The organism is Paenibacillus sp. UASWS1643, from assembly GCF_008693195.1.
GTDB lineage: Bacteria > Bacillota > Bacilli > Paenibacillales > Paenibacillaceae > Paenibacillus > Paenibacillus amylolyticus_B.
In genome coordinates this window covers 1,455,581-1,482,488 of the sequence record NZ_VXKZ01000115.1, presented here as the reverse complement: position 1 = coordinate 1,482,488, position 26,908 = coordinate 1,455,581, and the positions used below count along the sequence as shown (strand labels likewise).

At 42.3% G+C, this 26,908-nt stretch carries 23 protein-coding genes; 16 read left to right on the top strand and 7 right to left on the bottom strand.

All coding sequences use genetic code 11. The features are described from left to right. Entirely contained in the window at positions 1–1,221 is a 1,221-nt protein-coding gene (locus tag FE296_RS30645; protein WP_150367504.1) for an MFS transporter, read from the bottom strand. A 240-nt stretch (positions 1,222–1,461) separates the two neighbouring features. Between FE296_RS30645 and FE296_RS30640 the strand changes: the two genes are divergently transcribed. Beyond that, complete coding sequence (locus FE296_RS30640; protein ID WP_150367503.1) at positions 1,462–2,049, top strand: TetR/AcrR family transcriptional regulator; 588 nt, start codon at positions 1,462–1,464, stop codon at positions 2,047–2,049. Between the two features lie 342 nt (positions 2,050–2,391). Here the strand turns inward: FE296_RS30640 and FE296_RS34160 are convergent, their stop codons facing one another. The 3 genes from FE296_RS34160 to FE296_RS30620 form a co-directional block, all read right to left on the bottom strand. Next, positions 2,392–2,559 carry a transposase gene (locus FE296_RS34160; RefSeq protein ID WP_150367502.1) on the bottom strand — a complete coding sequence of 56 codons (168 nt, stop codon included), beginning with the start codon at positions 2,557–2,559 and terminating at the stop codon, positions 2,392–2,394. 31 nt (positions 2,560–2,590) lie between these two features. Then, entirely contained in the window at positions 2,591–2,836 is a 246-nt protein-coding gene (locus FE296_RS30630; protein WP_150367501.1) for a transposase, read from the bottom strand. Between the two features lie 198 nt (positions 2,837–3,034). Further along, positions 3,035–3,871, bottom strand: coding sequence for a helix-turn-helix transcriptional regulator (locus tag FE296_RS30620; RefSeq protein ID WP_150367500.1), 837 nt, complete (start codon positions 3,869–3,871; stop codon positions 3,035–3,037). 140 nt (positions 3,872–4,011) lie between these two features. Here FE296_RS30620 and FE296_RS30615 point away from each other — a divergent pair, with 140 nt between their 5' ends. Then, positions 4,012–5,607 (top strand): GH35 family beta-galactosidase, encoded by a 1,596-nt coding sequence (locus FE296_RS30615; protein WP_150367499.1) that lies wholly within the window; start codon positions 4,012–4,014, stop codon positions 5,605–5,607. A 68-nt stretch (positions 5,608–5,675) separates the two neighbouring features. Next, positions 5,676–7,574, top strand: coding sequence for a beta-glucoside-specific PTS transporter subunit IIABC (locus FE296_RS30610; RefSeq protein WP_150367498.1), 1,899 nt, complete (start codon positions 5,676–5,678; stop codon positions 7,572–7,574). Between the two features lie 258 nt (positions 7,575–7,832). Here the strand turns inward: FE296_RS30610 and FE296_RS30605 are convergent, their stop codons facing one another. Beyond that, positions 7,833–9,062 carry a cytochrome P450 gene (locus FE296_RS30605; RefSeq protein WP_150367497.1) on the bottom strand — a complete coding sequence of 410 codons (1,230 nt, stop codon included), beginning with the start codon at positions 9,060–9,062 and terminating at the stop codon, positions 7,833–7,835. A gap of 638 nt (positions 9,063–9,700) precedes the next feature. On the opposite strand from FE296_RS30605, the gene FE296_RS30600 reads away from it, so the two are divergent. From FE296_RS30600 to FE296_RS30575, 6 genes are all read left to right on the top strand, one after another. Then, positions 9,701–11,059 (top strand): MFS transporter, encoded by a 1,359-nt coding sequence (locus tag FE296_RS30600; RefSeq protein WP_190945658.1) that lies wholly within the window; start codon positions 9,701–9,703, stop codon positions 11,057–11,059. A gap of 398 nt (positions 11,060–11,457) precedes the next feature. After that, the gene (locus FE296_RS30595) at positions 11,458–13,059 is read left to right on the top strand and encodes a response regulator transcription factor (RefSeq protein WP_150367495.1); all 1,602 of its coding nucleotides are present in this window, start codon (positions 11,458–11,460) and stop codon (positions 13,057–13,059) included. A gap of 758 nt (positions 13,060–13,817) precedes the next feature. Beyond that, positions 13,818–14,549 (top strand): sensor histidine kinase, encoded by a 732-nt coding sequence (locus FE296_RS33660; protein WP_223869103.1) that lies wholly within the window; start codon positions 13,818–13,820, stop codon positions 14,547–14,549. Between the two features lie 16 nt (positions 14,550–14,565). Next, a complete protein-coding gene (locus FE296_RS30585) occupies positions 14,566–15,216 on the top strand; it encodes a response regulator (RefSeq protein ID WP_150367493.1) in 651 nt (216 codons plus the stop codon). 233 nt (positions 15,217–15,449) lie between these two features. After that, entirely contained in the window at positions 15,450–15,674 is a 225-nt protein-coding gene (locus tag FE296_RS30580) for a hypothetical protein (RefSeq protein WP_150367492.1), read from the top strand. A 13-nt stretch (positions 15,675–15,687) separates the two neighbouring features. Further along, complete coding sequence (locus FE296_RS30575) at positions 15,688–16,563, top strand: DegV family protein (protein ID WP_150367491.1); 876 nt, start codon at positions 15,688–15,690, stop codon at positions 16,561–16,563. Here FE296_RS30575 and FE296_RS30570 read toward each other — a convergent pair. Both FE296_RS30570 and FE296_RS30565 read right to left on the bottom strand, forming a co-directional pair. Continuing rightward, a complete protein-coding gene (locus FE296_RS30570; protein ID WP_190945656.1) occupies positions 16,548–17,153 on the bottom strand; it encodes a TetR/AcrR family transcriptional regulator in 606 nt (201 codons plus the stop codon). The two genes, FE296_RS30575 and FE296_RS30570, sit on opposite strands and share 16 nt — an antisense overlap. A 169-nt stretch (positions 17,154–17,322) precedes the next feature. Then, positions 17,323–19,005, bottom strand: coding sequence for a sensor histidine kinase (locus FE296_RS30565; protein ID WP_190945654.1), 1,683 nt, complete (start codon positions 19,003–19,005; stop codon positions 17,323–17,325). 190 nt (positions 19,006–19,195) lie between these two features. Here FE296_RS30565 and FE296_RS30560 point away from each other — a divergent pair, with 190 nt between their 5' ends. The 7 genes from FE296_RS30560 to FE296_RS30530 all read left to right on the top strand — a co-directional run bounded on the left by FE296_RS30560 (position 19,196) and on the right by FE296_RS30530 (position 26,869). After that, positions 19,196–20,839 carry a type 2 periplasmic-binding domain-containing protein gene (locus FE296_RS30560; protein ID WP_150367488.1) on the top strand — a complete coding sequence of 548 codons (1,644 nt, stop codon included), beginning with the start codon at positions 19,196–19,198 and terminating at the stop codon, positions 20,837–20,839. A 199-nt stretch (positions 20,840–21,038) separates the two neighbouring features. After that, the gene (locus tag FE296_RS30555; RefSeq protein ID WP_190945652.1) at positions 21,039–21,614 is read left to right on the top strand and encodes an alpha-L-rhamnosidase C-terminal domain-containing protein; all 576 of its coding nucleotides are present in this window, start codon (positions 21,039–21,041) and stop codon (positions 21,612–21,614) included. Between the two features lie 96 nt (positions 21,615–21,710). Next, positions 21,711–23,327 carry a methyl-accepting chemotaxis protein gene (locus FE296_RS30550; protein ID WP_150367486.1) on the top strand — a complete coding sequence of 539 codons (1,617 nt, stop codon included), beginning with the start codon at positions 21,711–21,713 and terminating at the stop codon, positions 23,325–23,327. A 279-nt stretch (positions 23,328–23,606) separates the two neighbouring features. Then, entirely contained in the window at positions 23,607–23,909 is a 303-nt protein-coding gene (locus FE296_RS30545; protein WP_223869102.1) for a cytochrome P450, read from the top strand. Between the two features lie 75 nt (positions 23,910–23,984). Further along, a complete protein-coding gene (locus tag FE296_RS30540) occupies positions 23,985–24,239 on the top strand; it encodes an alpha-L-rhamnosidase N-terminal domain-containing protein (protein ID WP_150367484.1) in 255 nt (84 codons plus the stop codon). A gap of 494 nt (positions 24,240–24,733) precedes the next feature. Further along, positions 24,734–25,717 (top strand): alpha/beta hydrolase, encoded by a 984-nt coding sequence (locus tag FE296_RS30535; RefSeq protein WP_150367483.1) that lies wholly within the window; start codon positions 24,734–24,736, stop codon positions 25,715–25,717. 339 nt (positions 25,718–26,056) lie between these two features. Beyond that, positions 26,057–26,869: an SDR family NAD(P)-dependent oxidoreductase gene (locus FE296_RS30530; protein ID WP_263364309.1), complete on the top strand. Its 813-nt coding sequence runs from the start codon at positions 26,057–26,059 to the stop codon at positions 26,867–26,869. The last annotated feature ends 39 nt before the right edge of the window (positions 26,870–26,908 follow it).

Sequence of the window (26,908 nt, the reverse complement as noted above, 5' to 3'; positions counted from 1 at the left end):
TCAACGATCGAGATTCCGATGCATATAACGATCGATCATCCAAAACACAAGGGCTGATGCACTAACGCCAGCACCTAACCAGCAAACGGCTGTCCAGCCCGCCCATGCATACACTTGGGTAGAAACGATGGAGCCGGTTGCACTGCCGATGGAATAAAAGATCATATAAGCTGCCGTCAGGCGGCTCTGTGCTTCGGGGCGAACTTCGTAGATCAGGCTCTGGTTGGTAACATGTACGGCCTGCACGGCGAGATCGAGCAGGATAACACCCAGGATCAGGAACCAGAGGGAATGATGGACATAACCGATGGGCAGCCAGGACAAGAGCAGAATGACAAGGGCGACACCGGTTGTTTTCTGCCCAAGGCCCCGATCGGCGAGTTTACCTGCACGGGCGGCAGCCAGTGCTCCAGCCGCTCCAGCCAGACCAAATGCACCTATGACCGTATGAGACAGGGACAGTGGAGGGCTACTTAGTGGCAGAACCATGGAAGTCCACAAGATGCTGAAGGCTGTAAAAATCAGCATGGCCAGCACACCTCGTACTCGTAACACACGCAACTCACGGTACAGTTGCAAGACGGAACCGAGTAATTGGATATAATTTTGTTTCACTTGTGGGGATTGCTGCCTTGGGAGAATAAAAAATAAGGCGACAATTCCGAGTAATGTAAGGCTGGCAGAGAAGAGATATACCGATCTCCACCCGAGCCAATCGTTCAGCGTACCTGCAACCGTTCGTGCAAGTAAAATGCCAATGACGATTCCGCTGGTTACCTGACCGACAATGCGACCACGTTCGGAAGGGGCTGCCAAGTGTGCAGCAAAGGCAACGAGCGTTTGCGTAATGACGGCTAATAAACCAACGACAGCCATGCCCGCGAATAAAAGTGAGCTGGATTGTGCGGTTCCTACGAGAACCAGTGCAAGCACGGATAAGAGCATTTGAATGATGATCAGCTTGCGGCGATTTAAGAGGTCACCAAGCGGAACGAGAAGGAACAGCCCCAAGGCATAACATATTTGAGTCACTGTGATGACAATCCCTATGGATGATGGAGAGAGGCCAAACTCATGAGCAATGGAGTCCAGCAAAGGCTGAGCATAATAGATATTGGCGACCGCAAGTCCGCTGCACACGGCAAAGAGAAGAGCAACTAACGGTGACATGGCAGGACGATCCTTATTGGATAATTGTGCATCTGGAGAAGAAGTTTGCATGAGTAGTTGTCACCTTTCTGTTATGTACTGATCGGTATGTTATGTTTCGAGATAACCATACTTTATTTGCGTGAATTCTGTCAACAGAGAATTGGGTGGGAGTTTCAATTTGGTTAAAAACGCTTTACAGATGAGTTTTTTTTAATTTTAATAATTTTAAGTGAGTGATCTTTGACTTATTCATTGTTATGAGGTTAAAATATATAAACATACTGATCGATACATAAAGAGGTGAATTGTATGGTTAGACAAAGGGAATTTGATACGGATAAAGCACTTGATGCAGCTATGCATACGTTTTGGGACAAGGGATTCGAAGCGACATCTTTGAGTGATTTGACGACCGCAATGGGTATTCAACGTCCCAGTCTGTACGCGGCTTTTGGCGATAAAAAGGAATTATTTGAAACAGCACTTCGCAGGTATACCACTCAGCATGCGGCTCAAGTCAGAGCCAGACTTCAACAGGGTTCCTCTGTGCGGGAAGCCTTTCGTGGATTGTTTGAACATATAGGAGCAGAGGGAGGTATAAACGAGCCTAGTCACGGCTGTTTTTGCATTAATACGATGGTTGAGCTGGCTCCACATGATCCCAAATTCGCTGTTCTTACACGGGAGCATCAGATGTACCTGGGTGTTCTTTTCAAAGAAACGATAGAACGAGGGCAACAGAGCGGGGAGTTGTCTTTTGACCTGAACGCGAGTGCGGTTGCGCACGCTTTGGTTGTTTCAATGATTGGCTTGACTGTGATGATGAAATCAGGGCCGGAGCGCTTGTTTGTGCAGCAGAGCATCCAGGTTACGTTATTGTTGCTCGGGGAAGAGTAGACAACGTTCATAACGTAAATTATGTCGCAGGATAAAAGTTTTAAGTTGGGACATATTCTCCACATTCTGAGTGAATCCCTGATGAATGTTGCTCGTCACGTAGAAGCAGACCATGTCAATATTAAGATTAGAGAACATAGGGACGTGCCCGCATGATTGGCGAACAAATTCATATTGAGAGCAATAGTAAAGCTGGTCGGGTTACAGTGGTAGATTAATTGAATGTATCCGCTGGAAGTAACACATGGAAGAGTCGTATCCGGCGTGAAATACCGTGGTAACAAGGATAGTGTATCTGAATGTGATTCTTGATGAATTTTCGTTAAGGGCGTGTCTTCAAACTCAAGCAAGCCACACCATAATGAATGCCAAGGCTAAAAAAGACTTGAACGTAAACGCTAATTTATCATAACGAGTCGCCAAACGACGATAATTCTTTACTTTATTAAAGAAGCATTCCACCAAATGGCGCTCTTTGTAGACATCCCGAATTTTAGGGTCTTTCGGCAATTTTCTTACCGGGAATCACCGGTATGGCCTGTTATTCCTTCAAAAAGGCCCGAATGGCATTCGTATCATAGGCTCGGTCGGCTAGGACTTGCTTCCGGGTCAGTTTCATACTTTTAAGGATGTTGAAACCTTGGACGGAGTCATGTGCTTCACCTCCGGTCAAGTCGAAGCGCAGTGGATTCCGTAACGCGTCAACTACCGCATGAATTTTTGTGCTTAATCCACCTCGGGAACATCCGATCGCTTGTTTGCTTTGCCCCTTTTGCGCCTGATCCATGCTGGTGAACTCGCACAATCGTGGCGTCGATCATCACGCTTTCCTCGTCAGGATCTAGGGAAACTATGCTTTAACACTTCATCCAAAATACCCGCTTTCTGCCAGCGTCAGGTGGCAGGAGAAAGGTACCCCAGCGAGCTTTTGCAAAATGATACTACGACTTCAGCAAGTTGACTTAGGAACTGTCTTTGAAGCAAATTATGCTAGCCTGTACATTTCTCGAAAAACCTTTGGAGATAAACCGGTGTGTTCTTTAAACACTTTGATAAAATAACTGGTCTGCGAGAACCCGGTTTGCTCAGCCACCTCATAAACAGTCATTTCGCTAGAAATTAGCAGGTTTTTGGCAGCAGCAATTCGACATTCCTTAACATACTCATTGGGTTTAATTCCCATTATTTTGTGGAAGATTCGAATGAAGTGATACAAGCTGTAACCCGACATTTCAGCCAAGTATGCTGTAGTCCACATGAATTCAGGCTTATCATGAATGCTGTCTGCGATTTGACGAATCATTCCCATCTGATCTAATGTATTAGTTTTTTTGAGAGGTTCGGAATTTTGAATCAATAAAAGCAACAGTTCATAAACCAAAGCGGCTAGATGAGGCTCATTTCCCATTTTAAAGGTATCGGTTAACTCAAACATACTTGAGAAGATCTGTTGGACCTGTCGTATACCCGTAAATCGAAAAAACCAGTTTTCTGACAAATCCAGTTTCCAAATGGAAAATAAAGGAGTTATGGCTGTGAAATGGATGAAACATACTTCCCAGGGGTCGTCTTGATCAGTTCCATAGTGCTGCTTGGCCCCTCGGGTATACAAAAATCCGCACCCTCCGTTCATTTCGATTTTTTCGCCCTCATGAATAATATAACCCTTCCCCCCAAGTACAAGATGAAGATTATATTCTGTTAAAATACTACTGGCACGGTTCTCATGATGATTTACAAAATCGTAATAGTGACCGATACCTACCGGGTAGAGAATATGATGCTTAAAAGTAGGCGGCGGAATAATGATGTTTCTTCTCAATATCTACACCCCATTAGCAATTTTTTTATATATTATAAAGCAAACATATATTATTTACTATGTATTACGTAGGATTTATTATTGAAATATATTATTAGTTTAGCAAATTATTATTATCCTAACACGAAGGAGACAGTCAGATGACAACATCTAATAAAAATAATATCCCATATCTTGAAAAAAAAGAACGCGCTTTCAAGTTGATGGTAGATGGAAAGCCATTTATTTCCCTGGCCGGTGAGGTTCACAATTCAAGTTCTTCAAGTCTCAAATACATGGATGAGCATGTCTGGGAGCGGTTGGTATATTTCAACTGCAACACAGCCGTGGTTCCGGTGAGTTGGGAGTTAATTGAACCCATTGAGGGCCAGTTCGACTTTACACTGGTAGACGGGCTGATCGAAGGAGCCAGAAGACACAACCTGAAGCTCGTTCTGATCTGGTTTGGAATGTGGAAAAATTCCCATTCAACCTACGTACCGGGATGGGTGAAGCGTGATCAGACTCGATTTCCCAGAGTTCAGTCGTCAGGTGGAGGGAAATTGCCGATCGTTTCCTGCCATTCCAATGAGGCGTTACAGTCTGATAGTAATGCTTTCAGGGCATTAATGAAACATATCGCAGATGTAGATCATACTGATCGTACGGTTATAATGATGCAAGTCGAAAATGAAGTGGGCTTTCTAGGTACAGACCGGGATTACTCGCCACATGCCAATGCTTTATTTGAGCACGATGTTCCAGATGAGTTAATCGAATATCTTAAGCAACATTCAAATCAACTGAGTCCTGAACTAAAAAAACAATGGAATGCGGAATTAACGGTCTCTTCCAGTTGGAAGGAACATTTCGGAAAATCTGCTGGAGTTATCTTTACATCTTGGCATATGGCACGCTTCCTTGATCAGGTGACAGCAGCCGGGAAGGCTGAATATAATCTACCGATGTTCGTTAATGTGTGGTTGAAACAATATGAAGAACAGGAGCCAGGTCAATATCCGAGTGGTGGACCGATTCAGGATATGATAGATATCTGGAAGGCAGGCGGGCCGCATATTGATATCATTGCACCAGATATCTACCTCAATGAGTTTGCTGAAGTTTGTGAGGTATATGCACGACCGGATAATGCGCTTTTCATTCCGGAAACTCGTCGAGACAAGGTTACGGCTGCAAATGTGTTTTATGCGGTAGGGGAACATAACGCTTTAGGCTATACCCCATTTGGTATAGAGACGATGGATAATGGTATTGATCCATTTGGCGCAGGTTTTTTGCCACCAACCCACTTTATGGTAATGGATAGCGTCGGCATAGGCCCGTTGTTATCTAAAAGCTTTGAGTTAATTCACCATATGACTCCGCTTATTTCCAAATACGCTGGCACAGGAAAAATGCGTGGTGTTCTTCAAGATAAGGCTTATCCTTCTGCAATCAGATTAGGTGCATACCGATTGCCTATCCGGTTCAAAAATCGTATACACAGTGAGGATGCTCCGGCAGGTGGATTAATCATCGCCGTTTCTGATTTCGAATTTATCATTGTGGGTCACAGCTTCTCGGTGGAATTTATATCTCTTGATCCTGCGGGTGTGCGTACAGATTTTCTCTCCATTGATGAGGGCTCCTTCCGGGATGGGATGTGGATTCCTGGAAGAAGGCTCAATGGAGACGAATATCGCGTTTCACTTGGGAGTGAGCCTCAGGCACTCAAAGTCTCTTTGTACAATTATTAATTCATTTGGAGCGTGCCCTATGAGAGTACGCTCCCTATCGTAAGATATAATCGAGGGAGCGAGTTAAGATGAACAACAAAGATTTGGCTAGCATGATCATACTCAAAGTCGGCGGGAAAGAAAACGTAGACAGTCTCACACATTGTGCCACACGTTTGCGATTTCGATTGAAAGATACAAAAATTGCCCAAAAAGATGAACTCAAAAAAATGAATGGTGTTATGACCGTTGTTGAGAGCGGGGGAGAGTTTCAGGTTGTAATTGGCAGCAATGTAGATAATGTTTATAACGTGATAATGTCTTCCAATACATTTGGTCCTTCCAACGAGGAATTATCCAGTGCCGAGAAGTCTAAACCACTGGACAAACTTTTTAATATTATTTCAGGAACATTTACCCCTTTGTTACCTGCAATTGTAGGATCAGGAATGTTGAAAGCGCTTTTGATTATACTAAGTTCACTTGGTTGGGTTACTGCCGAGGATGGTGCATATGCAATATGGAGTGCAGCCTCGAATGCGGTCTTCTATTTCTTGCCAATACTAGTTGCTGTGACACTAGCGATGAAACTCAAAGCCAACCCCTATGTGGCTGCTATCATAGCAGCGGCTTTGATGGAACCTAACTTTACTTCGTTGATGCCAAAAAACGAGAGTATTGACTTTCTGGGAATTCCAGTAATATTAGTAGACTACGCTTCACAGATTTTTCCGGTGTTTATTTCCATTTTTGTTTTCTCGGTCTTTGAACGCTGGTTAAAGAAAATTACACCTCAGACGGTACGACTGTTTTTGGTTCCTATGCTCTCCATTACAATCATTGTTCCCGTAACAGCTTTGGTTTTTGGACCATTCGGTGTTTACGTAGGGAATGGTATTGCTTCCGTTATTAGTATGCTCATGGATACAAGCGGGATTTTGAGTGGAGCTGTCATTGGTGCAGGTTTTACTTTCATGGTTGTACTTGGACTTCACTGGGGCCTGTTTCCAATTGTTATGGCTAACTTTGCTGCAAGCGGTTATGATAGCATTCTGGCCATGACTGCTGCTGCTAACATGGCGCAAATCGGCGTAGCATTGGGCGTATACTTCAAAACTAAAAACCGTGATCTTAAACAAGTCGCAGGCCCTGGAACCTTGTCAGGTATACTGGCAGGAGTGACTGAGCCGATCGTATATGGCATTATCCTTCGTTATAAACGTACGATTCCTATCGTCATTATCGCAGGAGCAGTAGGCGGCGCTATTAACGGATTCTTCGGTGCACGTATGTACGGATTTGTGCTTACCAATATATTCTCTGTGTCTGCGTTTTCGCCGCTCGTTCCAGTCCTCATTTCATTTGTTATTACGATTGTACTGGCCACTGTGTTGGTTATGCTATTCGGCTATGAGAACAAGAAAGCGACAATTGCAACAGATACAGTCAACAACGTAGGATCAACGGAATCTGAACATTTAAGTCAACATACGGAAATTGTTACAGGAACGCTTTCCGAACCAGCTTTGTCTGAAGAACTGGTGGTAAGTCCGCTTGCTGGAAAAATTGTTCCACTAACCGATGTACCGGATGAAGTATTTTCTACCGAAGCTATGGGTGAAGGTATTGCAATCAAACCCGGTGAAGGGAAACTGTACTCCCCGGTAGATGGAATTGTAAGTCGTGTGTTTCCTACTCTGCATGCGCTAGTGATTACTACCAATACGGGTGCTGAATTATTGATTCACATCGGGCTGAATACTGTTAAACTGAAAGGCCAGCATTTCACTTCAAGAATTCAGGAAAACGCCAGAGTTTCCCAAGGTGAATTGTTGCTTGAATTTGACATTGAAGCTATTAAAGCGTCGGGTTATACGGTGGTTACACCAATTGTTGTAACCAATACCAGCGAATTTGATACGATTGAAGTTCTGAAAGATACGGGTTCTGTAGAACAAGGCAATCCTATTCTGTTTATTCAGCATTAATCACTTTCTCCAGTCGTTCCTGTAGAAATTTTGGAAGTGCGGAAGTTTTGATAGAGGGTAACAGAGGCTGTTTCAAAAGTCATGAAAATGACAGTTGAAACAGCCTTTTAGATGTTTACGAAGAAACACGTACTAATATGGGTGAAATTTTACATATGCCGAATAGACCAACGGAGTCCGGAAAGTCCCGTCAAATATGCTTTATAAAAGGCGAATTCTAACGGGGAAAGCTCGTGCAGCTTCTTGCTGCAAGGAGTATTAAGTGGGACTGTTATGACCCATTTTCAATCCAACAGGCAGAGTGCTCAAATTTTGCGTACCCTTGTGAATATGCAGAGCGGGATCGAATACTTCAATCGCATAAATTTCGTTAAAGGTGTTAACGAAACACTCCAACGCTATCTGAGCTTCAAGACGTGCCAAAGGGGCTCCAAGACAAAAATGAGGACCTTTGCCAAAGCTGAGATGCTTGTTATTATTCGCCCGGTGGATATCAAACTTGTGCGGATCCGGAAACTGTCCGGCATCATTATTAGCTGCTCCGAGCCAAGTAACTATGACGTCACCTTTTTTCATAGGAACACCAAACAAGTTATAATCCATAGTCAATACACGATCTAACGTGATGGGAAAACGATAGCGCAAAGTTTCTTCAATTGTATTTGGGATAAGGTTATGATTAGAGCGAATTTCCTGATAAATTCCTTTTTGATCGTGTAGAAAAGTGTAGAACATATTTGCGAGCAAATTGGTTGTTGTTTCATTTCCAGCTGCCAGCAGCCCCAGACTGAAAGTTATCACTTCCTCATCTGTCAGGCGTTGCCCCTCATATTCTGCAACAGTTAGATCAGATATGATGTCCTCTCCAGGTTTCTGGCGTTTATACTGGACAATAGGAAGCAAATATTCGTTGAAATCAGACATAGCTCGGTATTTTCTTTCAGCCTGTTCTGATATATTAACCCCTGAATTGGGAAGAAACAAAATATCGGACCACTCTTTGATATAATGAAGGTCCTGTCTTGGTGTACCCAATAAATCAGAAATCACTGTAATAGGAAGAGGAACGGCAAGATCTTCTACAATATCGGGTTTGTTCTTCTTTTGTATATCTTTCATTAATTCTTTAGCGATGGTTGTAATTCGTGGCTCCCACTCTTTAAGACTTCGTGGCGTAAATGCACTGGATACTAGCTTACGTATATCACGTTGAATAGGCGGATCGGTAGAATTAATATCTACACGCGTAATGACAGGGGGAACAGGAGACACACCACGTTTGCGTCTACTCGAGAAAATCTTGAAATCACTAAGTACGAGGTTAACATCATCATAACGAAATACATTCCAGACTTTTTGCTGCTCATCATAATAAACGGGGTTATTGACGAGCATATCTTGATACCAATCATAGGGATTCCATAACTCTTCGGGGGTTTGTAATTTTGATATCTCATGAATAACGATTTTATTTTCTTGGGAATTCACCTGTTCAACACCACCTTTGAGTTTGATATAAATAATATCTACTTGAAAGTTATACTATCGCTGAGTTTGAATATATCACATAATTATGTATTATTTCAAATAATTCCTTTTTATTTTTTTTGTGAATTCTTCATCTCTTGATTTAGAACCGAAACGAGTCGAGTCAGGATTGATGCTTCAATGGAACATAGATGGATGAGAAGTCTCCTCTATCCAGCGTTAAGACGTTTTGCTAATAATGGAGATGTCACAAAAGAAATAAAAGAACAAGAAGGAAAACCAGATCAACAACTCGCAATGCCATCTCTTCTACGATACTGAAAAACCTCGTCCTAAGGCTACCGCGCTTGGATGTGACGGCGGTACTAGACTATTTCCCTGTTTCGCTTTCGCCCCCCATACCTGTACTTGAGATTTATTATGAATATTGATGACATCACCAAGGAAAAGTTATTGAAATGGAAGACACAGGGAATTAAGACTGTGTCTTCTTTTTATTTTAATTTACCAGCGAAAGCGGCCTTTTCGCTAAATCTTTATATTGCGTTACTCAAAGTTCGCAACGCGTTATATCGGCACGGTCGCTCTAGTTTTACACTTATCATATGCAATCAGTCAGAATTATAGGGGGAATAGAAATGGCGAGAGAACGAACGAACCGCAGTCTGGTAGGAGACGCAATGGGACAGTTTGGTTTAAACATTAGCACGGGCCTGGTAGGTATTATGATGTACTATTATACAGATGTTGTAGGTGTTTCAGCAGCTGTTGTCGGAACAATTTTGATGCTGACCAAAATATTGGATGCCTTTGCGGACGTTGGGATGGGCGTTTTAGTGGATCGAACCAATTCCAAGCATGGCCAAGCGAAGCCTTGGCTGCTTTGGATGACTTTACCAATGTTAGCTTCCATAATTCTTCTCTTCAGTGTGCCTGATTTGAGCTCTGGAGCCAAAATAGCTTATGCAGTAGTAACGAATCTGCTCTTTTTTGTATGTGTGTATACCCCGACGTCCATTCCTTACAACAGCCTTATGGCTTTAACCACTCGCAGTCAACAAGATCGGTCATTGATGGGGCTTTACCGGGCTGCTTTAGGCTATTTGGCTGGGATGGCTGTTGCGGTTGGTTTTATTCCGGTTGTAAACGCCATGGGGGGAGGACGGCTTCAATGGACGCTTCTGGCCTCCATATATGGACTGATTGCAGCCTTAGGCATATACATCGCATTCAGATCAACCAAGGAAAAATACAATACAACTCAGTTAAAAGAGCTGGGTGAACTTAAAAAATCGTACTCGTTTATGACTGCTTTAAGGCTTCTCTCGACGAATAAATATTGGATCATTATCGTAACTGTAGGCTTGTTGGGCAACGTGTTGTTTGCCTTATCTACAACATCAGGAATGTATTATGCCAAATATGTCTGGGGTGACGTGAATCTCGTGGGCGTAATGGGGGCAATCGGGTTCATTCCAGTTGTTGTGATATTCCTGTGCTCAGGTCCGGTTATTAAACGAATTGGCAAGCGAAATACTGCGATTGTAGGGCTTATTATTGGGACGGGAGGGGCACTGCTTCGCCTGCTGGATGTAGAAAGCGTACCCCTGGGGCTGGTTGGATCGATTCTGCAATCCTTTGGTATCGTTCCTCTAATGATTGTACTTATGCCACTGTTAACAGACACCATTGAATACGGAGAATGGAAGTACGGACAACGTATTGTTGGCCTTACCAATAGCATCAACAGCTTTGCCCAAAAGATTGGTACGGCGCTCGGAACCGCCTTCATCGGCTGGATGTTGGCATGGGGAAACTATAAAGAAGGCGCTGATGAACAAGGTCAGTCAGCCATCCAGATGATAATTGGTTTTGAGATTTACATTCCGATTATTGTATATATACTCATAGTTATTCTTCTATTTAACTTTTCGCTGGACAAACAATATGTCCAGATCTTAAATGATTTGGAGAAAAGAAGAGACCCTAAAGCCTAGTTCTGATTCTGTTTCTTATCAAAGACTGGAAACGCTTATCGAAATGCTTGTATGATCGAATATCCATTATACAAGTGAGAATTTTCTTGAGATCGCGTTGATTTTACGAGGGTTTAATCGTCCGTTTGTCCGTTTAAGGCCAGCCAATAGGCTGGTCTTTCTAAGGTATTAAGAATATCGTCTATACTGATTTGATTTATCATTCACTACGTTGAGGACAAAATGATTGAAATAACTCTTTCTTAAGATTGCATAACGTAATCTGAATGATAAGGATATCTTAAGATAAGTATCGTAATCTTAAGATCGGAGGTGATTGGGGTGGTCATCCATTGAAATGTGTCCACCTCCAATCTACAATAGTGGTACAGTCAACTTTGCTACGGGGGGAACTAGCCATGTATGATTTATTAATAGTTGATGACGAGAAATCGGTAGTTGATAGTCTTGCGCTGACCATCCCCTGGGAAGAACACGGTATCCAGGAAGTACACAGAGCATACTCGGCCTCTGAAGCTTTGGATATTGCATCCAGACATGCTATCGATATTATGATTACTGATATTCGTATGCCTGAGATGGATGGTCTCGAGCTGATTTTGGAGATTAGACGGTTTTCTCATAAAATACGTTGTATTATATTATCGGGTCACGATGAATTTGAATATGCACAAAAAGCGATCCAATATCAGGCAACCAATTATCTTCTCAAGCCGATCGATACCGGTGAATTGATTAATTCCGTCACGGCTGCGATTCAAGATATTGAGAATGAATGGGAGAAAGTTAGCTCTTTTCAACAAATACAGCATGTACTTCACGCCAATTTACCGCTGCTTCGGAACCAGTTTCTCAATGATCTTATTCAGAACAAAGCCATGAGCAATCACATTCTTGCAGAGCGACTGGGTATGCTCAAGCTACCATTTAGGTCGTCAGATCCGTTTAAGATGATGGTCATCCGAATGGAAGAAGAATTTTCGGGTTATGATCTCCGATCTTTATCGCTGTTAGAGTACGCCGTAACCAATATAACGGAAGAGGTATTTAAGATTCCTTTTAAACTATGGCACTGTATTACGGATCAGGGTTATCTCGTGTTCCTGATAAAAAATAATGACCGTAACGCACTTGATTCAGTAGACTCCTTCGCGGTCAGACTGCAAAATAATGTACAAAAGTTCCTGAAAGGGGCTGTATCGATATGCTTGAGTAAAGAACATACTTTTCCTGACCAATTATCAGACTTGTATATGGCCTCCGTATCTGCCATCAACCGCAATGTTGGCGAAAACAAAAGCTATTTCATTACTTTAGACAAAAAGGATGCAGAATCTCATGAACAACAAAATTTGATTAATCTGTATGAACCACCTTTGTTACCCAATCTATTGGAGTCGGGGAACTGGGACGAAGCGATCAGCAAAATTGCCAGAATATTATTTTTGAATGATATCAAGAAAGAACTTTCTAATGATCAGTTGTTTACGGTTCTACTGTATCTTTCTTCTACATTTACCATATCATTTAAGCCCCAGGAAACCACAATTGAGGAGTTACTTGGCCAAGAATTTGATTTTCTAATAAGAAAGAAAAGCCAGTTATCTAGCCAACGAATATATAAATGGGCAGAGAAAATGATTACTCTGCGTCAAAAAAAAGCCACTCATCAATTGAAGAATGCACATGAGCAAATCACTTCAAATGTCAGGACCTACATCCAGGATCACCTGGCAGAGGGAATTTCACTACAGATGATTGCAGACCATGTTGGTCTGCATCCTGTTTATCTTTCCAAGGTTTACAAAACGGTAACCGGAGAAACCATAGGCGATTATTTGTATCGTTTACGCATGAAGCGAGCTTCATATCTTCTGATGAACACAGACTTAAAAATTGCAGATGTAAGCAAGGAACTGGGATTTTTGGCCCCTCCACATTTTATTAAAATTTTCAAAAAGCACTATGGGTGTACTCCACAAGAATTCCGCACGAGGTAAATCTATATATTAAATCTTACACGCGCGGAGGGACCTTACAAGGAGCTGTTTGCTGTTTCATGAGGAAACCTGCCTCGGGTTACAACATAGACTCTGTTAAGAGCGTAGTGGAAGTAGATGAACTAAAAAGCAGTAGACAAAGTGAAATCGTCCATAAGAATGACTTATGGACGATTTTCTTATACTATATATTACACAGCAAGCTATCGATGTACGAAAGGGCATGCACTAAAGTACATATAACCTACGAGCAATCGTAATATAATGATTGGATGAGAGGTGATTCCATGAAAAATATGTCTAACCACCCCCGCTTCCTTCAATCAAGTATGGATGAGGATTATGACAAGATCACTTCCTCACGTCTTCCCATTATCATTTGGATCATACTGATGACCATCGTCACAGTCGGGTTACAAACCATGTCTGTTCCCCTATTGGTGCCCACCTTGTTTTTTATAATGATTATGGTTATTCACATGTATCTATACTGGCGTGTAAACGATGTTATCAACCGCTCCAGATCACTGTATCTGATTATCCAGGGAAGCCTTATTTTTGGAAGTTCGATCATGATGCCCGATGGACTTCCGGTCATACTAATTGGCCTGATCCCAGTTTTAATAGGACAAACTGTAGCGATTTTTTTTGAAACTAGAAAAGTGGTTTTTGTAGCTTTTGTTCTATATATCTTTTTTTGTCTCGTCACCTTGTGGACAAAGGGTGTAGATGAACTTATATTTTTCATCCCGTTGATTATGCTCATAATTATCCTTGTTATGGCTTATGCGCTACTTTACTACCGTCAGGTTAACGCAAGAGTTCGTACACAGACATTTCTACGTGATCTGGAACTGACCCACCAGAAGGTAGAAGAACTGACGCTGGCCAACGAGCGTCAACGAATGGCGAGGGATCTGCATGATACATTGGCTCAGGGACAAGCTGGACTCATCATGCAACTGGAGGCGGTAAACGCATACCTTAACCGAGGGAACATCGAAAAAGCTCATGAGATTGTTCTGTCATCCATGGCTCAGGCGAGACAGACATTGGGTGATGCGAGAAAAGCGATTGACGATCTAAGAACTAGAGCCACACCTGCCGTCAACTTTAACGAAGCGATTCAAGATCAGCTGCAACGTTTCAGGCTAGCGACAGGGGTTAATGTCAAGTTGGAGTTTGAAATAAAATCTGTTCTGTCTGGAGCCAAAATGGAGCATATATTGCATATTTTGAGTGAAACACTGACCAACGTAGCACGTCATGCCCAGGCCAACCATATATCCATAAATGTTTGGGATAATCAGCAACAATTTCATATGGTTATTAAGGATAATGGGAGAGGCTTTAACATTGGAAAAATCGGAAAGGAGACAGGACATTACGGTCTGATCGGCATTCATGAACGGGCTCGGCTTATAGGTGGGCAAATTCATATTGAGAGCAACAGTGAAGGTACTACAATAGAGCTATCTGTACCAGTATAGTATGGGAGGAAATAAAATGAAGCATAAAGTTCTGATTGTAGATGATCATTGGGTTGTACGTGAGGGGATGAAAATGATTCTAGGGACCGATGACAATTACCATGTTGTCGGAGAAGCTGAAGAAGGCAACGCTGCCCTGGAACAGATGGAAGAGCTGAAGCCAGATGTCATTTTGATGGATCTGAATATGCCCGGAGGATTGAGTGGACTGGATACATTGAAAATAATGAACGAAAAACAGATTCAGATTCCCGTTATTATTCTGACCACATACAATGAAGACGAGCTTATGATCAATGGGCTGGGACTGGGAGCCAAAGGATATTTACTTAAGGATACGAGCAGGGAAAATCTATTCCGCACATTAGAGTCCGCTCTTCGCGGAGAGACACTGCTGCAGCCCGAAATAACAGCCAGGGTATTTGCTTATCGGGAAAAGCCAGTGGTTGAAGCAAGGCCGAAAAATTCACTATCCTTGACTGAGAAAGAATTAATCATTCTTCAGGCAGTGGCCCGAGGACTTCGTAGTAAAGAGATAGCTTTTGATATGGGAATTGCGGAACGAACCGTTAAGGCTCAGTTGACCAATATATATAACAAACTGGGAGTAGATTCCCGTTCAGAAGCCGTCGCCGTCTCAGTGGAAAGAGGCATATTACATTTATAAAAGGACTGTTTATAAAAACACTGATTTCCAAATCAAGGGGCAGCGTTTTCTGAAACCGCCCTTTAGTCCTTCCCAAACGTACATCAAGGGGCATGCCCTTATGTACGTTTTTTCTTGTTCACTTTTAGATATGATGAATACATGAGGTTGTCCTGCATCAAGATGGCCCAGATAGGTAGCAACGAAGGGAGACGTCAAAAAAATATGGCAAAATTATTATTTTGACTCGGTGAGTGGTCGGTAAGAAAAAGGAAAATGGTGATCGCAGGAGGGTTGATACTTCTATTGCTCGAGCCAATGCGACAGCAGGAATTTCAGTCGTATTTGCAGGTATTACCGTCATTAACGCACTGGTAGGCATGAAAGATACTCATTCTGTCAACACCTCGATTACAAATAACGAAGAAAAAGAAGAATCGGAAAGTTCATCTTTGATGAGTAAAGAGAAATCAGGTTAGGGGGAAAGACCGCATGTCAAAAGTGCGCATTTTTGCTGATAGCACCTCAGATGTCCCACAGGATTGGATTGACAAATACAATATCGGAATTGTACCTTTATATATTGTTTTTCAGGACAAGTCCTATCTTGATCAAAAAGAAATCAATATACAAGACATGTACAACTTGGTTGAGATATACGGCCATTTGCCAAAGACTGCTGCACCCCCGCCCGCTGATTTCATTCAAGTGTTCCGTCCGGTCATCGAGGACGGAGAGGATGTACTGTATATCAGTATGTCCTCTCAACTATCATCGACGTATCAAAACGCCCTGGCAGCGGCAAGAGAGTTCCCCGTGGGGCGGATAACGATTGTAGATTCGCTGAATGTTTCCGCCGGGACGGCCATGAATGTACTTTTAGCAGCGGAAATGGCTTCAGAAGGAAAAAGTGCCCTTGCGATCGCCGAATGGCTTGAGACAGCGAGGCATGAAATCCATTTAAATGTGCTCGTTGATAATTTGAATTATCTTCATAAAGGAGGAAGGGTTAGCAATCTTCAACATATGCTAGGAAGCATGCTCCGAATTCGTCCCATTTTATATGTTAGACATGGAAGGGTACTCTCCGGAGTGAAATACAGAGGAAGCAAGGAGAGAATTGTAAAGAAACTTTTGCAAGACATCTTGAGCCATATTCATCGCATTGATCATGACCAGATTATTATTGCGCACACGCTGGAGGAGGAAACGGCAGAGTGGATGCGTAACTTTATCCTGGAGGAGACCTCCATTCGCACTGTACACATTATCGAAGGAGGCTGCTCCATATGCTCTCACAGTGGTCCTCATAGTCTGGCAATCAGTTTTATCCTGAAGTCGGAACCTTTAGTTCAGGCTCTCAAATGATCAAGGAATAGTTTTTTTAGGATGGTGAACTGCTGCAATTCATTCACTTGAGTCTGGAATGCATCAATACCGTTCAACATTGCCATCTTCTTGGAAAAATTTCCAAAAACACTCATCATGGTAATAATGGTTTCACGAGTATTACTATCCGCCCGTAAGGATCCGTCCTGTTCACCAAGTTCTGCAAGTTCGGAAAACAGGGTAATAAGCTTGTTATAATTGGCCTGATAGATTTCCATATCCTCCAAAGGGAGTTTCGACATAGAGACGTAACATTCGAATGCCTCGATTAATTTTGAGCTACGTTGATGTTCCGCCTGTTGGAAGAAAATGAGTGTATCAAAGATTCTATTCAGCTTGTCATAACAGGTTCCTTGACCTTGTATAATGTCCATGAACACTTCGATCTCAGATTGAACAATATCGGAAGCTACCGCAACGATTAATTGTTCCTTTTTGGGGAAATAACGGAATATGGTAGCTACACCCAAGCTCGCCTCAGCGGCGACCTCCTGCATCGTGGCTTGTTCGAAACCTTTATTGGAAAAAACAATTTGCGCTGCTTCAATAATACTTGTGCGCCGCTTCAACTTTAGATCGCTGCGCTCGTGCTCAAGCCTTTGACGGGGTTCTATTGGAAAAACCTCCTTGTTGGATTTAACTCAGACTATGCTAACAAACATGACACTTTTCTGTCAATTATCAATAATGCCACGTACATCAACATTCAAGTGATGTACGTGGCATTTTGTATAGACTTTAATATTGATGTTCTCGATCATTTGTTGGAAGGGACCAGTGTATCCTTACCCTCATACCGCCGAGTGGACTCTGATCAAATTGGATACCTGAGTTTTCAGAGTCATGAATACGCAGACGTTCAGAGATGTTCCACAGGGCGCAGCCTACGGTGTCAACGGGAGGTTCGGCTAGTCGAATCATAAGGGAGTTGATCTCGTCCGGTGTCATGCCCTTCCCGTCATCTTCAACAGTAAGACAGATATCTTGTTCAGTCCGTTCTACCTTAACATGTATATAACCTGAATCACGCTTCTTTTCAATACCGTGGATAATGCTGTTTTCCACGAGAGGCTGGATGAGCAGCTTGGGAACCTGAACAGAACTGAGATCAGCTGGAAGCTCGATATGATAGGAGAGTCGATCCATACGCAGACATTGAATTTCAAGGTAATTGCGGACAATCCCCAATTCTTTTTCCAAGCGGGTCATCGGTTCATCCAGCCGTGTCGTATATCTGAAATATTCCGCAAGATTCTGGGTCATGGCTGTGACTGCTTCCTCGTTGCCCAGTCGTGTCATATTATTGATAAAAAACAGGCAATTATAAAGGAAATGCGGATTTATTTGAGCTTGCAACTGCTTAAGCACAGCCTCTCGTGCTACGATCTGCTCCTTGTATACTTTTTCAATCAAGTCTTCGATTTGTTCGGCCATGTCATTGAACTGTCCGTACAAATAATCGAATTCGTTTCCACTCTGTCTTTGAATGCGATAAGAGAAGTCTGTATGCTTCAGTAGTCGAACCCCCTTCAGAAGCACCAGTATAGGAATCTGAACTTTGCGAAAGAGGACAACGATAATCGTTGACCCTGCCATAAATAGCATAACACAGGCGGAGTAGAACCAGATTTGGCTGGTTTTAATCGGTTTCAACGCCTTATCTAGAGGCATAAAGTCAATAAGATACCATTCAAGCTGCTGGGAATACACATAGTTGACGATATAGTCAGAACCGTTAACGGAGACTGTCTCGGTACCCGAATCAGGCTTAAGATTAGGGATGACCTGTTCAAGAATGAGAGATGTCAATGGATTCGCGTCTTTGCGAGTAATGGATTCCTGATTCGGATGATAGAATACGGCCTCATTCTCTCCCTGATGCGAGTTTTTAACAATTTCTTCTAAATTTCTGCGTGGAAATTCAAGTCGCATAATCTGCTCAGCATTAGTCTTGTATTTATAAAATTTTTTTGTGACAGGATCATATTTCCATCCGGGCTGTAGTGAATAAGAATCAGGAGGCTGCATATGAATTTCCGACGATACAATCCATTGATCTAGAAGGACTGAATAGATAGATATTTTGTTATTCCATCCTTCTGAAAGACTTTGAAGATTCACTCTGGCCGCAACGTTCTGAATGAGCTGAACCTGCTCATATGAACTCATAACGTCTATGGATCGAAGGAGAGCAATGGTATTATCCGTTTCCATTGTAATCGCAAGCATATCTAACCTATCTATGTTCTGGTCAAGTGTATTAACTACAAATTGAACCCGGTTTAGGTTGTTGGCTTCAATATCTTTTTGAACCGTATCCAGGCTAGATTGGACAGAAAAGGTATACATTATTAGTACTGCCGCAAGCATTAATAGAATAATTGCCACCATGTTCAGGAATGTTCTGTACTTATATTTCACACTGCTATTCCCCCTGCCGATGATGTAAATATATCTCATTGTAGGGCGACTACAGGAGAAACACAAGCGAAACGGAAAGCAATAGAAGCGTAAGTTAAGATTGAGTTATGGAATGTTGAAAAAGCGTTATTTCTATCGCATACTTGTCACTATAAGATTAACATGAACTAGATGAAGGAGAAAATTAAACATGAGCTGGAGGAAAATATACCTGCTTCTGACCGTCCTGTGTTTGACCCTGTTCACCGCATGTGATGAAACATCTCCTCAACCTAATCCTACTGAACAAGTAGTCGTCCTGACCACCGTTAAGATGGATGAACCTACCATCGTATACAAAAACGGCGAAACAGCGTCTGATAACGTACATATCCGTTGGGCTAAGAATAAGTTGGGCGTAGATATTCACACTCAATGGAGTGCTCCAGAGGATGATTACGATATAAAGCTTAGATTAATGTTATCTTCCGATGATCCACTTCCCGATGTATTTTCATCCACTTTAATGGATACAACCAATAAGTTTCTGACTTCTGGAAAGGTATTGGATATCGGAAAAGCCTTTGACAAATATGCTTCTCCAACATGGAAAGCGGCCATGGCTGAAGTTCCTGAAGCCTGGCAACCGTTTACGGTAAATGGAAAAAGAATGGCGATTCCCATCATTACCGAACAAGGTTCACAAGCTGTACTGTGGATCCGTCAAGATTGGCTGGATAAATTGCACCTTGAAGCTCCAAATAATCTGGATGAACTGGAAACGATTATGAGAGCCTTTACTTATGATGATCCGGATGGGAATGGAATTAACGATACCTACGGCATTAATTTCTCCATCAAGGATCAATATCTCTCTTCTCCTACAGGAGATATCTCATGGGTGTTCGGAGCTTTTGGGGTCATTCCCGAAATATGGAGTAAAGATGAGAGGGGACAATTGGTATATGGAAGCATTCAACCGGAGATCAAAAAGGCACTATTGAGACTGAGATCATGGCAAAACAAAGGGTTCATGGGAAGCGATATTGCATTACAAGATTTCAGCCAAGTTAATGAAAACGTGATTGCTGGTAAAGTCGGAATTGTTGCAGCACCGAGCTGGTTTGCCGACTATCCTGTGAAGCAGCTCAAAGCCAGAGATTCTCAGGCAGAATTCATTCCTTATCCCATACCGACTGGACCGGATGGTACAGCTGGAAGACTGGCCGGCAATTCTTACAGTTCTGCTCTTATTATCAGCAAAGACATTTCTGAAGAAGCGCTGCAGGCCTTTTTTAAATACCAGAACTATTTATATGAAGCAACTGTGACGGATAATCCGTTCTTTCTTAGCGCCTATCAAAACGGGTATGACTATATTCTAAATCAGGATGGATCTGTTAGCAGTCAGAATAGTATAGTCCCTGGTGGAACAGTGACCACGTTCAAATATACATTATTTAATCAGTACGCAAGTTATCCCTCACGAATTAAAACAGCCATTCTAAAATTAGGTAAAGGAGACAAACTGAGTTCTCATGACCGAGCCATCTTGTTTAGTATGGGTGTAGACCCGAACAACCCGGATGAGATTCCTGTTACGGAAGCTGATGTTATTGAGGCAACTCAGGAAGAAGTGGATCAACGAAACCTATTTCAAGGTCCTTCCACGAAAACAATGCAATCAAGGAACAGTTATCTTCAAAAGATTGAGTTGGATACATTTAATTCTATTATTTATGGGGATCAGCCTATAGAGTCATTTGATGAATTTGTAAATAAATGGCTTGAATCAGGCGGGAAACAAATTACGGACGAAGTGAATGAGTGGTACCGCTCAATCCAACCTCAATAATACTGAGCAAGATATAAGAAATGATTTAACTTATATTTGGAGGGGGAAATTATGAAAATCACAAATTTAAAAACAAACCATGTATCGAATCTGTTGGGATCCGCAATGGACTATCCATGTTTGTCTTATGTTGTCACGGAGACTACGGCTATCAAACAGATCGCTGCACAAATTGAAATCGCACTGGATGTATCGGAATATGGCAGGAATCAACCCCGTCGAAGACAATCCGGGATTCCGTCATGCGTTACTCGCGCCACTTCCTGATTTCAGAATCCAATGGGTAAAAGCCCATGTAGATACGCCAGCCGGGCGGTATAAGAGTGAATGGAAATTCAACGATCAAGGAAATCTGTTCTTCAGCTTTTCCATTCCATTCAACGCTACGGCTAATATAAAACTGCCGCATGCCAAAATGGAAAATGTGACCATGAATGGTATAACTCTTACCAATTCCGGGTTTCATGTCACCCAGGAAGAGGAAAATACTCTGATTGAGGTAACTAGTGGTACTTATGAAATGAGCTATGTCCCGTCCAAGCCATACAAGAAAAGCCTCAGCACTCATAAACTACTCAATGACTTGCTTCGCCATGACGGGGGGGCGTGCCGCTTTAAGCGAGTTCTCTCCAGTTTTTGCTGCATTAAATGCAGATACAATTGGGCAAAGGGGGGAGCAAGCATACGTGAATTGGCCAGTTATCCGTCCTTCAGCGCTCCTGAAGAAAAGCTCGATGAACTCGATCGCAAATTAGCGACGATTCTACTTGATTAAGTTACAAAATAATAAATGAAAATGCACATATGGGTAGCCTTATGTGCATTTTCGTTTCGAATTGAACCAGTACTTATGCCAAAGGTGGAGTGTTAAATGAGCATTCGGATAAAAAGCATAATCTCTTTTGGAGTCGTTATTTTTCTTTTTGTACTTATCGTCTCTTATCAGAATTACAATATGAAACTGCAAAGCTCCAAATTACAAGAATTGAATCAGGTTACGCTCCAGTCTGCGTTAACAGCTCAAGAGCTGTTACAGACATTGACCGATTATCAAATTCAGATCATGCTCCCAGCGACGGGGTATTCTACTCAGGCTAATATTCAACCTGCTGTTGAAGATTTACTTAAAAAATTTAATGTCTTTTTGAACAAATACGCTGTTTTGAATCCTCAATCTTCCGATCAAATTGAACAAATCAAGACAGCTTATGATGCCTTCATCAATGAAGGAGATACCGATAGCGGAGAAAGGCTGAGTGAACTCATGCTTGAACTTAAGCAGAGTCATGTTCGTCAAATCAATAACAACGTACAGGGAATGATATCGGAAAATGAGACGAGGTATAGGCAATCGTTTTATTTTCAAATAGGTGTGGTGGTTGCTGTTATTATGCTATCACTGCTTTTTGCCAGATCACTCACTCGTCCTATCCAGCAGCTTGTTACAGGTGCAACAACGATTTCTAAGGGAGATCTGAGCCAACCCATGAAATTGAAATCCAAAGATGAGATGGGTAAACTGGCGTCCATTTTTGAGACGATGCGATCAGGTCTTGCCCAATTCATTCATTCTGCACAGAATACTGCAAACACGGTCGCTCATTCCAGTCAAAGCCTATCGGATCATATGAAAAAAAACACAATTTCAATAGAAAAAATTAAAGACTCGGCCAGAAGAGTGTCTGAGGGAACTCAGCACCAGTTGAAATCTGCAGAAGAAACAGCGCTCGCTATGGAAGAAGTAACCAGAGGTATTACGGTGATCACGGATTCCAATGCGCATGCTGCTCATCAAGCCACAGTAGCAGAACGTGAAGCCCGGCGAGGAAAAATATTTTTAGAAGAAGTCAATTTACATATTCGTTCTCTCAGCAGGACCATGGTGGATGTCACCTCATCCGTACAGACGCTGGAGAAACATTCAATAACGATTCATCAAATTGTTTTACTTATACAGAGCGTAGCCAAACAAACCAATCTCCTTGCCCTGAATGCCAGCATAGAAGCTGCCAGATCCGGTGAACAGGGGCGAGGATTCGCTGTGGTTGCACAGGAGATACGTACACTTGCTGATCAGACCCAAAATTCATTGAACCATATATCTGAGATAGTAGATAACATACAGAAAGATACAGCCACCACTGTAAATGTTGTGGAAGAGGGAAGGAACGGAGTGCATCAAACAGAGAGAAAACTGGAGATGACTCGCAGTATCTTTGAAGCGATCACACTTTCGACGAAAGAAATGGCGGATCAAATGCAGGAAGTATCTTCCGCATCAGAGCAGATATCCGCAGGCTGTGAGCAGGTGGATGCATCTATTAACGAGCTTGCTGATACTGCCAGAATGGCACATACGGAGAGTCGCGAGATGGTTAGTATCGTTGAGGAGCAGATACAGATTGTACAACAGGTTACAGATTCGACTACCTCGATGCAGGAAGTGACTTTGGATTTAAAGGGGCGTATTTCTGAGTATAAAGTGTAGTCCGGTTGCAAAATTTAAAAGCCATATTCTGAGATGATAGAAATGATATTGTATGTTTTCTTTTGCCCAGTGGTCACTTTGCATGGATGATTTCTGGCTATGAAGATGCGGTTAAGATTCTGCAGGATAAACGCTTTGTCACGAACCCTCCGTTCATGGGAGAAGATGAGGGTTCAGCTCCGCCACATCAAGAGATTATTTCTCGTAATTTGCTTAGTGTGAATCCGGAAGATCACCGCCGGCTACGGAGATAAGCAATTACTTCTGAATGAACCTGAATTGATTCATCCTGCCATTGAAGAAATCTTACGTTATAACGGACCGGCTGAGATGAGTAACATACGCTGGGCAACTGAGGATGTAGAGTATGGGGATAGACATATTCGACAAGGTGATATGCTCTTTGTTTCGTTTTCATCCGCAAATCGTGATCCACAGCAGTTCCCGGAGCCGGATACGTTTGATATCACACGTAAGGTGAATAAACATATTGCTTTTGGAAAGGGCGTTCATTTCTGTCTCGGAGCACCTCTAGCCAGACTTGAAGGGGAGATTGCTATAACTGCGTTACTGCGTATATGACCACACATGGGGTTTATGATACTCAGGTTAACGGCAAGACGAATACCAAACGTATGATGTTACCAATCAACCCAGCTGGACATCACTCTTGAGGATGGCTCGATTGAAACGATCAACTCAGCTGAGACGTTCAAATTTTCGTATGATGGGCCTTATCGCTATACAGATTTATTTACTGGCGTCAAATATGATGCAAGGATGGAAAAGGATGATTATTCTGTTGCAGGCTTTGATGATTCAACATGGATTAACGTTCAGGTGAAGGATTATGACAAACAACGACTGTTTGCGCAGTCCCATCCAATAAAGCGACCGATTACCAATGTATAGCTGAACGAATTCGGCAAGCCTATGAAGAGGTGAAGGAAGTGAAGCTTCATATTCCGGTTAATACGCAGGCAACGCTCCAACTAAATGGTGCGGAACCGATGACCTAGGTAATGGGGAATATGAATTTACTGTTAAACGGAATCTGGGTCAATAACTCTTACAGGTAAGAGCCGCAAGCTTGCGGCTCTTATTTTTTCATGGGCTTCAGATTAGCTTTCGATACAGCATCAGACATTTAACAAAAAATCATAAAGACAATAGAAGCCTTTGCCTCGGATGATGTATTTGGATTACGTTATTTCATCTTAACAACGCGTTATATCAGTATTCCTCTGTGAATCTTACAATAAAAATATGGAATCGAATTGAGCAATCATCAAGAATGAATTTTAGTGATCAGTAGTATCATCGTTCCCCCAACCACTGCTGCAGTAACTTATTATGCTAATTACATCTGGGGAAATGTGAATCTGATTGACATTATGGGAGGAAACATGAATTTAATAACCATTGATCTCACTAATACCAACGTTACTTTAACTGCTTATGTATTGGATTCATCTCATGAAATGCCTAACACCCATGATCGACCCGCTGTTCTCATTTTACCTGGTGGGGCATACCGAGCTTGCTCTGACCGAGAGGCAGAACCGATTGCAATGGCTTTTCTAGCGGAGGGTTATCAGGCCTTTACATTACAGTATTCGATTAATCAGCACGCTGTATTTCCAAAACCACTTAACGATGCAGAAGAAGCTCTGGAATTGATCCGGGAGAACAGTTCGAAATGGGGTATTGATCCAGACAAAATAGCTGTATGCGGGTTCTCGGCTGGTGGACATTTGACCGCCTCGTTAGGAACGATGGGGAAAATCAGGCCAAATGCCATGATTCTTGGTTATCCATGCATTCTGGAATCAATGAGCAGTATTTTTCCTGCTCCGGTACCAGGCGTTGATAACGCTGTAGATGCGTTAACGCCACCAACGTTCATATTTCACACGTACGAGGATCAGCTGGTTCCAGTCAGTAACGCTCTAACATTTGCAGATGCCCTTAACCGTGCAAAGGTTCCGTTCGAAATGCATATCTTTACAAAAGGCGTACATGGCTTATCGCTTGCAAGACCACATACTTCAGGAGGGTTAAGAAGTATGGTCGATCCGGCAGTTGCACAGTGGTTTCGTCTTTGTATAACCTGGCTCAGTAACATATTTGGTGAGTTCTCCTCGGAGCGAGAGCGTATTCTAAATGATTCTAGTCATGAATACAGTCTGGAAGTACAACTGGGCGTATTATGGAAAAATGAAACTTGCAAAAAGTTAATTCTAGCGGCAATACCTGTTCTTGGAGAATCTCCGATTCAAGATGCAATGGAAGTACCTCTAAGAATCATTCTGGAATTTGGAGGGGATCTTATATCGGAGGAAGCGGCGATTCGATTGGATCATGACTTGCGACTTATTCCCGTTGCATAGCGATAATTTACCAAGTATTCATATACGTGTTTGCATACTATAATAATAAATGATATGATGTGTATCATAGTGATAGTCTTACTGTCATTTAAAAATCATACATTATGAATCGGAGGATGAAGAAAAATGGCATACAACGAAAATATTAAAATTAGGGAATTATTGAACAATACAGAAGCGGTGGGGATTCTCACCACCCATTTACCGGAATTTATTAACGCTCCTACATTAAAAATTGCTTACGATTTCACATTAAATCAGTTGGCTGCTATTCGTCTAGTAGATATTTCTGAAGATACATTGGTAGCGTTAAAGAATGATTTGGCTGGAATTACACTTGTGTCAGGAGAAACTCCGAAAGACAAACCTACTGTTTCTGCAAATAAGAAATCTGACTCCCTTGCAGGTAAAGTAATTACAATTACAGGTGCAGGAAGTGGAATAGGAAGAGCAAGCGCTGTGCTGATGGCAGCCAGAGGGGCCAAGCTGGTTCTGGTTGACTATAATTCTACAACAGGACAAGAGACATTAGAGCTTGTAAAGGAACAAGATGGCGAAGCCATCTTTGTACAAGCCGATGTTTCCAAAGAAGATGATGTTGAGAATTATATTCAACAAGCAATTAATACTTACGGAAAAATTGATGTAGCCTTTAATAACGCCGGGATCCTACAACAGTTCCAAAGTTTTCATAGCATGACCTTGGAAGACTTTAGTCGAATCATTGATGTCAATCTGAAGGGGATATTCCTTGGGATGAAACATGCACTTCGAGTTATGGATGAACAAGGATACGGTCATGTCATTAATACTGCATCTACGACAGCAATTCGTGCTGAACATAGCCTGGCTGCTTATACTGCCAGCAAACATGGTGTTGCGGGTTTAACCAAGGCAGCTGCTCTTGAATACGTCAGAAAAGGAATCCGTGTGAACGCAATCTGTCCTGGAGGTGTGGCTACAACCTTAACGGCAGCTGTTCCTCAAATGCTGCAAGAAAGTGAATATATGCCGGAAGAGTTCCCTAATATGAGAATTGGTCGGTTTGCCGAACCAGAAGAACTCGCTGAAGTCGTTGCATTCCTGGCTTCGGATGGATCAAGCTATATGACAGGTTCTATTATTGTGGTTGATGGTGGCCTTACTCTTTAAAGATTATTAATTCAAATATAAGGCCCCCGGTTCCCAATA